13 protein-coding genes are annotated in these 15,559 nt (G+C 68.0%); 4 read left to right on the forward strand and 9 right to left on the reverse strand.

Annotated elements, in window-relative coordinates; translation table 11 throughout:
• Positions 1–5 precede the first annotated feature (5 nt).
• Together ABD240_RS12945 and ABD240_RS12950 are read left to right on the forward strand one after the other, a co-directional pair.
• On the forward strand, positions 6–1,106 hold the full coding sequence (locus tag ABD240_RS12945) for a mandelate racemase/muconate lactonizing enzyme family protein (protein ID WP_291799440.1): 1,101 nt from the start codon (positions 6–8) through the stop codon (positions 1,104–1,106).
• A 345-nt stretch (positions 1,107–1,451) separates the two neighbouring features.
• Complete coding sequence (locus ABD240_RS12950) at positions 1,452–3,233, forward strand: L-aspartate oxidase (RefSeq protein ID WP_291798764.1); 1,782 nt, start codon at positions 1,452–1,454, stop codon at positions 3,231–3,233.
• 85 nt (positions 3,234–3,318) lie between these two features.
• Here ABD240_RS12950 and ABD240_RS12955 read toward each other — a convergent pair whose 3' ends face one another.
• The 9 genes from ABD240_RS12955 to ABD240_RS12995 all read right to left on the reverse strand — a co-directional run bounded on the left by ABD240_RS12955 (position 3,319) and on the right by ABD240_RS12995 (position 13,377).
• The gene (locus ABD240_RS12955; protein WP_291798767.1) at positions 3,319–3,990 is read right to left on the reverse strand and encodes a GntR family transcriptional regulator; all 672 of its coding nucleotides are present in this window, start codon (positions 3,988–3,990) and stop codon (positions 3,319–3,321) included.
• A gap of 79 nt (positions 3,991–4,069) precedes the next feature.
• A complete protein-coding gene (locus tag ABD240_RS12960; protein ID WP_291798771.1) occupies positions 4,070–5,734 on the reverse strand; it encodes an ABC transporter ATP-binding protein in 1,665 nt (554 codons plus the stop codon).
• The gene (locus ABD240_RS12965) at positions 5,727–6,518 is read right to left on the reverse strand and encodes a carbon-nitrogen hydrolase family protein (RefSeq protein ID WP_344337681.1); all 792 of its coding nucleotides are present in this window, start codon (positions 6,516–6,518) and stop codon (positions 5,727–5,729) included. The genes ABD240_RS12960 and ABD240_RS12965 overlap by 8 nt, the downstream gene beginning before the upstream one ends.
• A gap of 18 nt (positions 6,519–6,536) precedes the next feature.
• Complete coding sequence (locus tag ABD240_RS12970; protein WP_291798776.1) at positions 6,537–7,343, reverse strand: creatininase family protein; 807 nt, start codon at positions 7,341–7,343, stop codon at positions 6,537–6,539.
• A gap of 40 nt (positions 7,344–7,383) precedes the next feature.
• Entirely contained in the window at positions 7,384–8,271 is an 888-nt protein-coding gene (locus ABD240_RS12975) for an ABC transporter permease (protein WP_291798779.1), read from the reverse strand.
• A 1-nt stretch (position 8,272) separates the two neighbouring features.
• Positions 8,273–9,217 carry an ABC transporter permease gene (locus ABD240_RS12980; RefSeq protein WP_291798782.1) on the reverse strand — a complete coding sequence of 315 codons (945 nt, stop codon included), beginning with the start codon at positions 9,215–9,217 and terminating at the stop codon, positions 8,273–8,275.
• Entirely contained in the window at positions 9,214–10,611 is a 1,398-nt protein-coding gene (locus tag ABD240_RS12985) for an ABC transporter substrate-binding protein (protein WP_291798785.1), read from the reverse strand. Before ABD240_RS12985 ends, ABD240_RS12980 begins: the two co-directional genes overlap by 4 nt.
• A gap of 367 nt (positions 10,612–10,978) precedes the next feature.
• Positions 10,979–11,842 (reverse strand): response regulator, encoded by an 864-nt coding sequence (locus ABD240_RS12990; RefSeq protein WP_344337683.1) that lies wholly within the window; start codon positions 11,840–11,842, stop codon positions 10,979–10,981.
• Complete coding sequence (locus ABD240_RS12995) at positions 11,839–13,377, reverse strand: sensor histidine kinase (protein WP_344337684.1); 1,539 nt, start codon at positions 13,375–13,377, stop codon at positions 11,839–11,841. The genes ABD240_RS12990 and ABD240_RS12995 overlap by 4 nt, the downstream gene beginning before the upstream one ends.
• A 266-nt stretch (positions 13,378–13,643) precedes the next feature.
• Between ABD240_RS12995 and ABD240_RS13000 the strand changes: the two genes are divergently transcribed.
• Together ABD240_RS13000 and ABD240_RS13005 are read left to right on the forward strand one after the other, a co-directional pair.
• Complete coding sequence (locus tag ABD240_RS13000; protein ID WP_291798794.1) at positions 13,644–14,540, forward strand: ABC transporter ATP-binding protein; 897 nt, start codon at positions 13,644–13,646, stop codon at positions 14,538–14,540.
• Positions 14,541–14,572: 32 nt separating this feature from the next.
• Positions 14,573–15,559, forward strand: a 987-nt coding sequence (locus ABD240_RS13005) for an ABC transporter permease (protein ID WP_344337686.1), incomplete at its 3' end; no start/stop codon positions are given.

Genomic DNA, 15,559 nt, shown 5'->3' on the forward strand with positions numbered 1-15,559 from the left:
CGAACGTGAAGATCACCGCCCTCGAGGCCATTCCCTACACGATCCCGTACACCCGCCCCCTGCGGTTCGCCTCCGGTGAGGTGCACACCGCAGATCACGTGCTGCTGCGGCTGCACACCGACGAGGGGATCGTGGGCGTCGCAGATGCGCCTCCCCGTCCCTACACCTATGGAGAGACCCAGGCCTCGATCGTTTCGATCGTCAACGAGGTCTTCAGCCCGCAGCTCGTGGGGATGGACCCCTTCGACAGGGAGAAGGCCCACGCCGCCATGCACCGGACCGTGCACAATCAGGTGGCCAAGGGCGCTGTCGACATCGCCCTGTGGGACATCGCGGGAAAGGCGCTCGGCGTGCCCGTCCACAAGCTGCTCGGCGGGTGGAGCGAATCGATGAGCGTGGCTCACATGCTGGGCTTCAAGCCCGCCGAGGAGCTGCTGGAGGAGGCGCTCCGGTTCGGCGAGGAACACGGCATCACGACGTTCAAGCTGAAGGTGGGCCGCAGACCTCTGTCCCTCGACGTCGAGGCCTGTCGGATCCTCCGCGAAGGCCTGGGCGAGGATGCCGAGATATACCTCGACGCCAATCGCGGATGGAGCGCCAACGAAGCACTCGAAGTGCTCAGACGCACGGAGGGCCTGGGCATCAGCCTGCTGGAGGAACCGTGCGACGCGAAGGAGACCATGGGGCGGAGGCGGCTGGTCAGCAGATCGCCCATCCCCGTCGTGGGCGACGAGTCCACACCGACCCCGGGCGACGTCTCCCGGGAACTGCTCTCCGGCGGCTGCACAGCGGTGTGCATCAAGACCGCCCGCTCAGGGTTCACCGAGGCCGCGGAGATCCTCGGGCTCTGCACAGGTCTGGGCGTGGACGTCACCATGGGCAACCAGATCGACACGCAGGTGGGGTCACTCGCGACGGTGGCTTTCGGCGCAGCCCATCGCGCCACGTCAGCACGCGCAGGCGAACTCTCCAACTTCCTCGACATGTCGGATGATCTGCTCGCGGAGCCGCTGCGCATCGAGGGCGGACGAATCCGCACGCGCGCGACGCCGGGTGTGGGGGCCGAGATCGACGAATCGAAGCTCGCTCACTACCGGCAGGCCTGAGACCGACGGGGAGTGCGCCCGGCCTGCCACCCCGCATCTCAGGGCACTCCCCACGTCGTTTGCACCGTACCCTTGCCCGCGCCACCGCTCGGCCCCCGCCCGCCCTCGGCTCAGGACCACCGCCCGCACAGCAGATCTCATCACCCCGCCAGCATGTGAGACGGCCGTGCTCGCGGACTTAGGTGACCCTTGCCCTCGTCTTCTCCGCAGCCCTAGCCTCGATCTCGGTGCACCTCCCCCGCTCTCTGCAGGAGCGGACCGCCTCGTCATCGAAGGACGCACATGTCTCACACGGACACCCCAACCTGCACCTCTCACACCACAGCTTCCACGAACGCCCCGACAGTGACTCCTGCGACCGCTCCGGCCCGCCCCGTCACCGCCGCCGGCCGCAAGCACCCACGCGAACGGCAGCTCGCGACCTCGGCTCTGGTCGTGGGAACCGGCGGGTCCGGTCTGCGCGCCGCGATAGAGCTGCGCGAGCAGGGCATCGACGTGCTCGCGGTGGGCAAGCGACCACGCAGCGACGCACACACCACACTGGCCGCCGGCGGCATCAATGCCGCCCTCGGCACGATGGACCCGGAGGACAGCTGGGAACAGCACGCGGCGGACACCCTCACGGAGAGCTACGGGCTCGCCGACCCCCGCACCGTGGAGATCGTCACCCGGGGTGCCGCACGCGGCATCGAGGACCTCGCCCGCTTCGGCATGGAATTCGCCCGCGAGGAGGACGGCCGGATCTCCCAGCGCTTCTTCGGCGCCCACACCTGGCGGCGCACCTCGTTCGCCGGGGACTACACCGGTCTGGAGATCCAGCGCACGCTCGTGGCCCGCGCAGAGGCCCTGGGAGTGGACTTCCTGGAGCACGTCTGCATCACCAAGGTGCTCGTGAATGACGACGGCGCGGTGTTCGGCGCATACGGCTTCCACGAGCTCACCGGCGAACGTCGTCTCATCCACGCCGATGCCGTCGTCCTGGCCTGCGGCGGGCACAATCGGATCTGGCGGCGCACCTCCTCGCGTCGCAACGAGAACACCGGGGACTCGTTCCGCCTGGCCCACGAGGCCGGGGCACGGATCCGCGACGCGGAGCTGGTGCAGTTCCATCCCTCGGGCATCCTCGAACCCGAGGCGGACGCCGGAACCCTGGTCTCCGAGGCCGCGCGCGGCGAGGGCGGCATCCTCCGCAACGCCCTCGGCGAACGCTATATGCAGAGGTACGACCCGGAGCGGATGGAGCTCTCCACCCGCGACCGCGTGGCACTGGCCGGCTACACCGAGATCAAGGAGGGCCGCGGCACCCCCAACGGCGGTGTCTGGCTCGATGTCTCACACCTGCCGCGCGAGCAGATCATGGAGCGTCTGCCGCGCGTGTACCAGACGCTCATGGAGCTCCAGATGCTCGACATCACGGCCGAACCCGTCGAAGTGGCGCCCACAGCGCACTACTCGATGGGCGGGGTGTGGGTCCGCCCGGAGGACCACAGCACGGACGTACCGGGACTGTTCGCGATCGGTGAGGCCGCTTCGGGCCTGCACGGCGCCAACCGGCTGGGCGGGAACTCGCTCATCGAACTGCTGGTCTACGGTCGGCTCACCGGCCAGGCGGCCGCGGAGGTGTGCCGGACGGCCGAGGTGCAGCAGCGCTCCCACGCAGCTGTCGAGGCCGCCCGCGCCGAGGTCTCGGGCCTCCTCGAGTCCGAGGGCGGGGAGAATGTGCGCGCGCTGCAGAGAGCGCTGCGCGACCTCATGACGGAGCACTGCGGCGTGGTCCGCTCCGAGGCGGGGCTGCAGCGCGGGCTCACTGAGCTCGCCGTGCTCGAGGAGCGCGCCCGGAACGTGACCGTGCACCCCGACCAGGCCGGCTACCAGGACCTCGCGCACGCCTTCGACCTGCGCGCGTCCCTGCTCGCCGCCCGCGCCACCCTGGAGTGCGCGCTGGAACGGCGCGAGACCCGGGGGTGCCACAACCGCTCGGACTTCCCGAGGACCGACCCCGGGATGCGGGTGAACCTGGTCTGGTCCGGCCCCGGCCGGATCGAGCGCGAGGCGATCGCCGAGGCACATCCTGACATCGCCGCGCTCATGCGGGAGGTCGACCAGGACGGCAAGCTCGTGGAGTGAGAAGGGGGCGCCGGATCGGCCCGGAGAACGAAGTCTCCTCCGAGACGGGGATCAGGGAACCGCGGGAGGCCGCCGGGTCGAGAGATCACCCCGCTTCCAGCGAAGCCAGTATCCGATCCGCTGGTCGCAGGTGCTCGCCGAGAATGCGCTTGAACTCGTCTTCGTCGCATGCTCGCCATGCCTCGAGCATCGCCACATGATGTTCGTCGAACAGTTTCACGAGTTCCGGGAACTTCACACCTGTGGCGATGCTCACCCGCTGCTGTCGGGAGCGGAGGAACTCGTACGTCTCCGTGAGCACCGAGTTCCCCGCAGCGGAGACGATCGAATAGTGGAAGGTCCAGTCCGCCCGGGAGGCTTCGACCCGGAGCTCGGGATCGGCCGGAGATTCCGCCGCAGCAGCAGCGGCTCTCAGCCGTTCTTCGAGCGCGATGCGCGCGGTTTCGGTCACCGGGACACGAGACCGGCACAGGATCTCCACGCACCGGCCCTCGATGAGACGGCGGACTTCGTAGACCTCCTGCAGCTCCTGAGCGCTGACGGTCCGCACCTGAGCCCCGTGACGCGGCGTCAAGGTGATGTACTTCTCCGCCGCGAGCTGATTGAACGCCTCCCGAACCGGGGTGCGCGAAACCCCCACCGCTTCGCACACGGTGGACTCCTCGATGTACTCGCCGCCGCCGATCTCCCCTGCGACGATGGCGTTCCTCACCCATTCGAAGGCGCGATAACGAGCCAACGGCCTCTTAGGCGCCACCGAGGTCTCCTGTCTGTCGCCGCTCCCCTTCGCCTCCAAGAGTAGAGGCACACGAGGGTCGGCCTTCATTCTCGTGGTCTCACGTCGGTGCGGCCAACGCCGCGAATGCCCTCCGCCGTTCCTCCTGCTCCACCGGATCGGGCACAGGAGCCGACAGGACCAGCCGCCGCGTGTACTCCTCCTTCGAAGCGTGCAGGACGGCGGCGGTGCTGCCCGTCTCCACGAGCCTGCCCGCACGGAGCACGGCGACCCGGCCGGCCAGCTGCTCCACCACTCCGAGGTCATGGGTGATGAACAGGCACGAGAAGCCGAGATCGGCCTGCAGCTCCCTGAAGAGCTCGAGGACCGTCGCCTGCACCGAGACGTCCAGCGCCGAGGTCGGCTCATCGGCGACGAGAAGACGGGGTGAGAGGATGAGAGCACGGGCGATGCCGATCCGCTGTCTCTGACCGCCCGACAGCTCATGGGGATAGCGCTCGGTCCACTCGCCGGGCACCCGCACCCGGTCCAGCATCTCCGAGACGCTGCGGCGGATCCCCTGCCTGTCCGCACTCCCGTGCAGGCGCAGCGGCTTGGACACGATCTCGCCGATGGTCTCCCGGGGGTTCAGCGACGACGCAGGATCCTGGAACACCATGCTGAACTCGCTGCGCAGGGGCCGCAGGCGCCGTGGAGAGAGGTCTGTGATGTCCTCACCGCATACGGACACCCGCCCGCGACTGGCCTTGAGCAGTCCCATCGCGCAGCGTCCCAGAGTCGACTTCCCGGATCCCGATTCGCCCACCAGGCCGAGGACCTCGCCCTGCCCGACGACGAGGGACACATCGTCGACCGCTTTGAAGTCCGCCCCGCCCCACCGCCCCGGATAGGTGATGTCGATCCCGTCGAAGCGAAGCACCGGATCACCGACCGGTTCCGCGTCGTCCGCTTCGCACTGCGTGCGCCCCAGATGGGGAACGGACGACAGGAGGTGCCTCGTGTACTCCTCCTGCGGATCGCTGAAGAGCGCGCGCGCCTCGGCGTGCTCGACGATCAGACCGTCTCGCATCACGGCCACACGATCCGCGATGTCGGACACGACTCCCATGTCATGGGTGATGAACAGGACAGAGGCTCCGAGGCGGGCGCCCAGGTCACGCAGCAGGTCCAGAATCTCCGCCTGCACGGTCACATCAAGTGCCGTCGTCGGTTCGTCTGCAATGAGCAGATCGGGGTCACAGCTCACCGCCATCGCGATGACGACCCGCTGGAGCTGGCCGCCGGAGAGCTGATGCGGATAGTGGTCGATGCGGCGCTCGGCGTCGGGGAGCCGCACCAGCCGGAGCAGCTCCAGAGCGCGCTCACGTGCGGCACCCCGGCTCATCGGCTCATGAGCGCACAGCGCCTCAGCGATCTGCTCCCCCACCGTGTAGACGGGATCGAGCGCCGTCATGGGCTCCTGGAAGATCATCGCCACATGATTGCCCCTCATCTCCCTGATCTCCGCAGCGCCGAGGGAGAGCAGATCCACACCGTTGAATTCGATCCTCCCCGACACGCGCGCGTTCGGAGGCAGCAGCCCGAGGATCGCCATCGACGTCACGGACTTGCCGGAGCCGGACTCGCCGACGATTGCGAGGACCTCACCCGGGGCCACCGCGAACGATATGCCGTCCACGGCCGCTGATTCGCGCCCGGCGATGTCGAACCGCACCTCGAGATCACGCACGTCGAGCACCGGCACCGAGGTCGCCTCCTCACTCATCGCCGCTCCTGGGGAGAACCGCGTACCGCCGGTTGTGCACACTGGGATTCGCCCTGCGGGTTTCAGCGACCTTGCCGATGTCCATGTCGACGACGCCGAAGCCGTCCCCGGCTCCGAGGTCGGTGAGCTGCAGTCCCATCGGGTCGAAAGCAGCCGAACGGCCGATCGAACGCACCCCGGCTTCGCCGCTGCCCACGATGAAGAAGCTGTTCTCGATCGCCCGTGCTCGCAGGAGAGTGAGCCAATGCTCCTCCTTCAGCGGCCCTTTCACCCACGCGGTGGGAACCGCCACGAGAAGACTGCCTCGGTCGGCGAGATCGCGGAACAGCTCCGGGAACCGCAGGTCGTAGCAGGTCGCCAGTCCGATCCGGACTCCTTCCACGTCGACGGTGACCGGCTCGACCGGCCCGGCGAGGACCTTGTCCGATTCCTTGTCGGAGAAGGCGTCGTACAGGTGGATCTTGTCGTACGTGGCGATGATCCTCCCTCCCGAAGCGACGAAGAGAGTGTTCTTCACCCGCGAGGCATCGCCAGGCGTGAACCCGCCGGCGACGATGGTCACTCCGGTCTCCTCGGAGGCCAGGGCCAGCCCCGTCCCGAAGGACCCCTCGACCGGCTCGACTCGACCGACCAGAGATTCGTCCTTGTCCGGCAAGCGGATCATCGAGGCCTCAGGACAGACCATGAGGCTCGCCCCGGCCTCTCCCGCCCGGTGGGCGTCTGAGACGATCCGTGCCGTGTTCTCAGCAATCGTCCGGCTGGCACCGAACTGTGAAATTGCCACTCTCATCATCGCCTCCATTCAGGACCGAGCGGTGTTCCGGTCGTATTCGCGCACGTACTCGGCGCAGAAGCCCATCACTCGACGGATCCATTCCTCCCCGGTCGCGGCATCTGCCGCCGAAACGTCACCGGTGACCCCGTTCTCACTGACCTCCGAGAAGTCCCAGTACACGGTGCCCGGTACGGAGTAGCCGTCGATCATGGCCTCCGAGTAGCTCGTGGGAGTCCAACCGGATTCGTGGGAGAGTCCTCCCGACTCAGCTTTGGAGAGATCGACCTGCTCCGGGAAGATCGCCAGCATTGCGGACAGCTCGGGCTCGGCCCCATGCCCGTAGACGACCTCCGGCTTCTCGTAGACGTCCCGCATCAGGCTGTAGCCCAGCTGCCACGGATAGACATGGCCGATGAGCACGTCCAGATCCCGACGGGAGTCGATGGCGGCACCTGAGACCGGGCCCACGTTTCCGCCATTGTTGTCAACGAGGACGATCCGTCGGAATCCCGATCGGACGAGCGAATCGATGATGTCCCTGACGGCGGCCTTGAGTGTCTCGGCACTCAGCGAGAGGTTCCCGGCGAACCCGCGAAAGGTCGGCGAATGCCCGTAGTGCAGAGCAGGCGCGACGAGGACGTCCACCTCGCCGTCCGTGAGATCGGCGATCCTGTATGCCGCCCATTCGGCGACGATCGAGTCCTCGTGCACCGGGAGATGCGGGCCGTGCTGCTCGATCGCGCCGATGGGGAGCAGGACGACGGGGTCTCGTCGGGCAGCCTCGGCCACCTCTGTCCAGCTCAGGCGGCCGAGACTCTTCGAGCTGTCGATCATGTGCCTTACTTCCTTTCTGCGATTCGGGAACCGTGGGGTCTCAGCGCACGAACGCGCGCCGGGGGTCGAGGACGTCCCTCAGCCCGTCTCCGAGGACGTTCACCGCGAGGACGATCGCGATGAGGATGAGGGAGGGATAGATGAGGAGGGTCGGCTGCACCTCGAGGAAGTCGCGGCCCGAGGCGATCATCGTGCCCAGCGAGGCCAGCGGCGGCTGGGCCCCGAGACCGAGGAAGCTGAGTCCCGCCTCGACCTGTATGGCGAAGCTCAGGCTGAGGCTCGCCTGGACGATGACCGTGGACATCACGTTGGGCAGCACCGTTCGCGCGATGATGCTCCACGTCGGCGTACCGTTCACCCGTTCGGCGTCGACGTACTGTGCCGAGCGGATCGACACCGCTTGCGCGTACACGACACGGGTGAATCGGGGCACGTAGATGACGCCGATGACCAGAACGACGTTGACGAGGTCCGGTCCGAGGATCGCGACGGTGGCTATCGCGAGGATCACTGCCGGGAAGCTGAGGAGGATGTCTGATCCGCGCATGATGATCGTCGACGTCCAGCCGCCCAGGAAACCGGCGAGAAGACCGAGGCCGACCCCGAGCACGAGGGCGATGACGACGGCACCGGCCGCGACGAGGAGCGAAGTCCTGGTGGCCACGAGCAGACGTGCGAAGACGTCACGGCCGAAGTCGTCCGTGCCGAGAAGGCCGTTCTGAGTGAGCGGAACGCCCACCTGGGCGCGGAATTCGATCGGATACAGCGCAGGGCCGAACGCCACGGCCGCGAAGACCAGCACGAAGAAGGCTCCGCTGACAAACGTGCGCGGATTCCGCAGAAGCCTCGAGCCGAGGCCACGGCGGGCAGGTGCCGGACCCGAGGCGCCGGTGGCGCGTGAGGGAGTCGTGACCACATTCTCGGACATGTCAGATGGCCTCCGTTCGCGGGTCGAGCACTCTGATGACGAGATCTGCGAGGAGGTTGACGACGATGACGAAGACCGAGGCGCTGAGAACGACTGCCTGGATCACGGGATAGTCGCGATCCGTCACGGCCTGCATGAGCATCGAGCTGACACCCGGCCATCCGAAGATGGTCTCCACCAGGACCGTGGAACCGATGAGAGTGGCGAGCTCGACGCTGGTGATCGCCACGACGGGCACGAGAGCGTTGCGCAGGGCGTGCCTGGACACCACCTGTCGTTCGGGCACCCCTTTGGCACGCACAGTGCGGACGAAGTCCGCGCCGAGCGTTTCGAGCATCGCCGACCGCGTCATCCTCATGATCACCGCCGTCGAAGTCGCGGCGAGGGCTATGACGGGCAGCACGACCAGCTGGAGATGGCCGAGCGGATCGGAGAAGAGGCTCACGTAGCGCTGTGGCGGCAGCACCGGGAGCCAGATCGCGAAGACGAGGAGCAGCAGAGTGCCGGTGACGAAGACCGGCAGAGATATCCCCAGCACCGATCCGCCCGTGAGGATGTGATCGATGGGCCTGTCATTCCTCACCGCTGCGATTCGGCCGAGCACGACTCCCACGATCAGCGACAGCAGGATCGCGAGGACGATGATCTCCATCGAGTTGCCGAAACGGACGATCAGGTCGCCGGCCACGGGGCGGCCGCTGATGAGGGATATTCCCAGATCACCGGTGAACAGCCCCGCCCAGTAGTTGACGAACTGCATCGGCAGAGAGTCGTCCAGCCCCATCGTCGAACGCATCGCTGCGATCTGATCGTCCGTCGCGTTCTCCCCCAGCACCGCGCGCGCCGCATCGCCGGGGATGAGCCTGATGAGGAGGAACACTATGGTGGCGACGACCACCAGCTGCAGCAGCGCGAGTCCGACCCTGCGGACGATGAAGCTCCTCATCGGTTCTCCTCCAGCCAGACGCCGCGAAGGCTCACCTGGGTCCAGGCCCCTTTCGGGGGATGCGAGAAGCCGCGGACATAGGTGTAGGCGGCCTCGCCCTGAATGCGGCGCAGCGTGTAGGTCAGCGGCATCTCGTCGAGCACTCTCCGCTCGGCCTCGAGGAAGAGCTCGTCCGACAGCCCCGGGTCCGCTGTCCGCCTCGCCTCGGACAGGAGCTCATTGGTCCTGCCGTCGTCGAAGTCGAGGAAGTTCGCCCAGCGGCTGCCGGCACCGACGATCTCGCTCAGCGCACCGGGATGCCCGAACTTGAGCGAGGTGCCCCAGGCGAAGCTGGGATAGGTCTTGGCCTCGACGGTCTCCTGGAACGAGAGCCATTCCTGGCGGTCGAGGCTGGGATTGACCACAGAGGCCCGCAGCGAGGGGAGCATGGCTTCTGCCGGTCTCGCGATCACGGAGTAGCTGCTGGTGGTGATCATGCTGAGGTCGAGCTCCTCACGCCCGGCCTTCCGCAGCAGTGCGGCGGCACGCTCAGGGTCGTAGGTGACCGTCCCAGCCAGTTCGGAGGCGTAGGATGCGATTCCCTCCGGCACGAGACCGCCTGTGATCGGAGCACCCTGTCCGAGGTAGGCCGTCTCGAGTGCCGCTTCCCGATCGATGCTGTAGGCGACTGCCTGCCGCACCCGCTTGTCGTCGAACGGCGGCTGGGTCGTGACGAAGCCCAGGATGCCGAAGCCGAATGTGCTGTCGGAATAGACTTCGAGGCTGGGATTGTTCTCGATGACCCCCACGTGCGTGGACGGGATGTAGTCGATCATGTCCACAGTGGCAGTGCGCAGGGCGGTCACTCGCGCATAGTCATCCTCCATCGGCGTGAACTCGATGGCGTTGAGATAGGGAAGCTCCGGTACGAAATAGTCCTCGAAGCGTTCGAGGAGGATGCTCACGCCGGGGACACGCTCGACGAACCGGAAGGGGCCCGTCCCCATCACCTCGAGCAGCGGGTCAGCGCCGCTTTCCGCCCAGTCCCGGGAGATGATGTTCGCGCACGGGTCCGCGAGCGCGAACGGGAACGTCGTATCGGGCTCCCCCAGAGTGAACGTCACCGTGTCCCCACCGGACCTGTCCACGCTCTCCACCGCCCGGAAGAGAGATGCTGCGGTCGAGGAGACATCCGGGTCCATGATCCGGCGCATCGAAAACACCACATCGTCCGCGGTCATCGTCGAACCGTCGTGGAACCGCACATCAGGGCGAATCCTCACGCGATAGGTCGTCGCGTTCGCCCACTCGTGCTCCCGCGCCAGGTCGGGAACGATCTCACCGTCGGCGTCGTACCGCAACAGGCCGTTGTACGTCATCTGGCGGATGACGTCCGATGCAGCTCCCGAACTCACGTGTGGTTCGAAATTCACCGGCTCGGTCGACAGCCCGTAGCGGAGCACTCCTCCGCGATTCGGCTCGCCACCGCCCGCGCTCACGTCTTCCCAGGACTCCGGATAGCTGGCCGCGTTGCGGCAGCCGGCGAGCGCAGAAGCCAAGGCGACGCTGCCCGCTCCTGCCACGCCGAGCATCTGCCTTCGAGACAGCAATTCGCCGGTCATCGAGATACCCCCTGTGCGCCTCTGCACCGCGAATACTCCATGTATACACGGTGCACGCACGAAGGGTCAATGGATCGGCGGAGAATTGTGCGGCACCCTCACGTCGCACGAACACGGCAGGGATCACCGAGGGCATTCCCGGGATCCGCCGTGGCACCCCTTACAGAAGACGGTGCGTGTGCGCCCAGACAACGGCCTGCACCCGGTCCCGCGCACCCAGCTTCCGCAGCAGGTTGGACATGTGGGTCTTCACCGTCGCCTCCCCCAGGAACAGCTGACCGGCGATCTCGCCGTTGGACTTCCCCTCCGCGGCGAGCACCAGGACCTCAGTCTCCCGCTCCGAGAGCCCCACGGCCGCCACCGCAGCTGCGACCGCGGCGGAGGCCCTCCCGCGCCCTGCCGCGCCTCCGCTCGGAGCGCCGCGGTCCTCTCCCTGGGAGGACCTCGCGTCACGCGGTTCTGCACCGCCCCCGAGGCCCGCATTCCCCTGAGAATCCACACCGGCGGTGGGGGCCTCGACGCCGGCACGCCGAACCGCCTCGGGCCCGACGGCGCCCTCCCCACTGGACGACTCCCCTGTGCCGGCGGTCCGCCGGCCGGACGCCACACGGGCGATGACGGCCCGGGTCACGTCGGGGCCCAGCAGCGCATCACCGGCGGCGAGCGTCCGTACCGCGTCGATGAGCTGTTCGGCTCGAGCCGTCTTGAGCAGGAAGCCGCTCACACCCGCGGCGAGCGCATCGAAGAGGTATTCCTCGTGTCCGAAGGTGGTGAGGATGAGGATCGCCGTCTCACGTGTGCCGCCGACCCCTCCCAGGATCAGCCGCGAGGCCTCGATCCCGTTCATCTGCGGCATCTCGATGTCCATGCAGATGACGTCCGGGGCGAGCTCCGCGGCGAGCTCCACCGCCTCTGCTCCGGTGGCGGCTTCACCCACCACCTGCATGCCCGGCTCGGAGTCGATGATGATGCGGAACCCCGCACGCACCAGCTCCTGATCGTCGACCAGCAGCACACGGATCATCGCGCGCCCGCCTCTCCGCCCGAGGCGGCCGGAACCGCGGCGTCCGCCGGAACCGCATCCTCCCCCGCGTTCAGGACCGGGCCCGCGCAGCCCTCGCCCTCCCTCGGAGACTCCCCGAGGAACGGGGCCTCCCCGGTGGACGGAACGGCCTCCCCGGCCGGAGACGGCCGTGCCGCCGAGGCCCCCAGCTCGACCCGGGCGCGCACCAGGAAGCCGCCCTGCTCACGCCTCTGCGCCAGCACGGACCCGCCCACTGCGCCCATCCTCTCCTGCATGCCCCGCAGACCGAGGCCACCGCCTTCGCGCACCGTGGCAGCGCTCACCGCGTCCACCGGGATCCCACCGCTCAGAGCCGCTCCCGATTCCGGTCGTGCCCCCTCAGCGGGCGACCTGCGCATGCCGTTGTCGGCCACCTCCACCTCCACGGCGGTGGGAGTGAAGCGCAGACGGACCTCGGCCTCGGCTCCGGAGCCTGCGTGCTTGCGCACGTTGGTGAGCGCCTCCTGCGCGACCCGGTAGAGTGCCACGTCGACGAGCAGCGGCAGAGGCCGCTGCTCCCCCACCACGATGAGCGCCGCCGGCGTGCCCGTACGGCGTGCCTCCTCCACCAGTTCCGGCAGCTGCGCCACACCCAGCGCCGAGGAGGCGGACTCCGCCGCAGGCTCCCGCAGCGTCCGCACGAGGCCGCGCAGCTCCGTCACCGCCGTGTGCGCGCTCTCCTCCACCACCTCCAGGGACCGCACGGCCTGCTCAGGATCACGCTCGAGCGATCTGCGTGCAGCCGCCGCCTGGATGCCCATGACGGAGACGTGGTGCGCGACCACGTCGTGCAGCTCGCGAGCGATCCCCAGCCTGTCGAGGGCAACCGCCTGGGCCGCGCTCGTCTGCCGTTCGCGCTCCAGTTCGCGGCCCTGTGCTTCCAGAAGCGCTGTGGTGCGCGCACCGTTCCACGCCCGCTCACCGAAGTAGAAGGCCCCGGCGAAGTACAGGACGTTGGTGATGATCTGGATCGCCGCGAAGGTGGCGAAGGCGGAGAAGATCGAGGAAGCCGGCGCATCGGGGAACATCTCGGCGATCTCGTCCCCCGCGGACTGCAGAAGAAGGTTCACGGCGATCCACGCGCACATCGCCGCGACGATCCCCACGCGGGACCACAGCGCCACGCGGCGGTTCTGCTCCCATGCGCCCACCGAGTACAGCGCGAGGAACAGGCAGATGTCCACCATGAGCATGTCCGGCACGCCCATCTGCCGGCAGAGGAAGAACCCCAGCGCACAGGCCAGGGCGGCCGGCACGGGGAAGCGGCGACGGACCGTGAGCGGCAGAGTCGCCAGACCGATCCCCAGCACCCACACCCACGGATCCGCCACGTCGTCGTGGAGGCCGGTGCGCTGGAAGAGCAGTGCCACCGTGACCGCGCCCACGGCGAGGAGGAGAGCGAACAGACCGTCAGCACGGTACACCTCTCGACCCGGCCTCGGGCGCATCCACGTCTCAAGGCGCGCGCCGGAACTCTCACTGGCTGTGGTGCTCATCCCCTCACTGTAGGGCGAGCACCGCCGCACGCGCCTCCGTCTGCGGACGGAGGTGGGTCCCCGCCGCCCTCCGCACCCACACCTCCCGAGGCCGCGCCTCACCCTGCAGGGGGAGCCGGTTCCTCGCCGCCCTCCGCACCTCACGTCCCGAGGCCGCGCCTCACCCTGCAGGGGGAGCCGGTTCCGTACCCAGGCGGAAGCGCGGGGGTGAACCGATCCCTAGCGTGGAGGCAGAGGCAGCGAACCGCAGAGACGAGGAGAGAAGAATGAAGATCGAGGTGAAGGGGATCACCCGCCGCTTCGGTGACCGCACCGCCATCGACGAGGTCTCGTTCTCCGTGGCCGGAGGACGGATGACCGGGTTCGTGGGCGGCAACGGCGCGGGAAAGACCACCACCATGCGCGTGATCCTGGGCGTGCTGTCCGCGGACGCGGGAAGTGTGACCCTGGACGGAGCTCCACTCACCGACTCCGTGCGTGCCCGGTTCGGCTACATGCCGGAGGAGCGCGGCCTCTATCCCAAGATGAAGGTCCTGGAACAGCTCATCTATCTGGGCAGGCTCCACGGTATGACCGCGGCTGCGGCGAAGCAGTCCGCCTCCTCCCTGACGGAGCGTCTGGGCATCGCCGACCGCGCGGACGACGCGCTCGAGAACCTGTCACTGGGCAACCAGCAGCGGGCGCAGATCGCCGCGGCACTGGTGCACGAACCCCTCGCGCTGGTGCTCGACGAGCCGTTCTCCGGCCTCGACCCCATCGCCGTCGACGTGGTGCTGGGGGTCCTGCGGGACTTCGCCGCACAGGGAGCCCCGGTGCTCTTCTCCTCCCATCAGCTCGACATCGTGGAGCGGCTCTGCGACGACGTCGTGGTGATCGGAGGAGGCCGCGTCCGTGCAGCAGGCTCCCGCGAAGAGCTGCGCGCGGCACACTCCGGCCTGGAGTTCGAACTCGAGCTGGACGGTGCCCATGCAGACGCAGGGTGGGTGCGCGAACAGCCGGGGGTGCGAGTGACACGTCTCGACGGTGCGACGGCCCGGTTCGAGGCCGACAGCGCCGAGACCGCGCAGACCGTCCTCACTGCCGCAGTGGGGCGGGCGCAGGTCCGCAGATTCGCGCCCATCACGCCCACGCTCGCGCAGATCTTCAAGGAGACGGTGCAGTGAACATCCCACCAGCAGAGAGAAAGGCGTCCGAGATGACGGCACACCCCACGAGACCGGGCGCAGAACCCGAGAACGGGAGCCCTCTGCCCGGCCAGGCGAAGCTCACCTGGCTCGTCGCGGAGCGGGAGATCACCACGCGACTGCGCAGCAAGGCATTCATCGCCTCCACCGTGGTCCTCCTGCTCGCCGTTCTCGCAGCAGTCGTGATCGGCGGGATCGTACAGAAGCGGCAGGCGGAACGCGCCGCAGATCCGGACACCGTCGAAGTGGCGGTCGTGGGCACCGCCCCCGAGGCCCTGACCACCGGACCGTTCGAGGTCCGGCCCGCGGACGACCGTGCAGAGGCCGAGGACCTCGTCCGCGCCGGAGAGGCGGAGGCCGCGGTCCTCGTGAACGAAGCCGCGGGAGGCCCGCAGGAAACGGATGGCAGCACCGCAGAGGCCGGCGGCGGTCTCACCATCCTCGCCCTGGAGGAAGCCCCGGACGGGTTGATGGATGCGCTGACCGTGGCACCCACGCTCGAACTGCTCGACGGGTCCGAGGACGGATTCGACGCCTTCGCCTACATCGCGGCGCTGGGCTTCGGCATGATCTTCTACATGACCGCTCTGACATTCGGGATGACGATCGCGCAGAGCGTCGTGGAGGAGAAGCAGACGAGGATCGTCGAGATCCTGCTGGCCACGGTGTCAGCACGGACGATGATGGCAGGCAAGATCCTCGGAAACAGCATCCTCGCGCTGTCCAATGTCGCGGTAGTCCTGCTGCTCGCGGCGATCGGGATGCTGGCCACGGGTCAGGACCTGCTTCTGGGGGAGATCGGAGCATCTCTGCTCTGGTTCGGCGTGCTGTTCGCGTTCGGCTTCGTCCTCGTGGCGACAATGTTCGCCGCGACCGGGTCGATGGTGTCCCGGCAGGAGGACATCGGATCCGTGACGAGCCCGGTGATGCTCCTGGTGATGGCGCCGTTCTTCCTCGTGATCTTCTTCTACGACAACGAGCCCGTCCTCACGCTCCTG

It is taken from the genome of Brevibacterium salitolerans (genome assembly GCF_039531405.1).
In the GTDB taxonomy this organism is placed as follows: Bacteria; Actinomycetota; Actinomycetes; order Actinomycetales; family Brevibacteriaceae; genus Brevibacterium; species Brevibacterium salitolerans.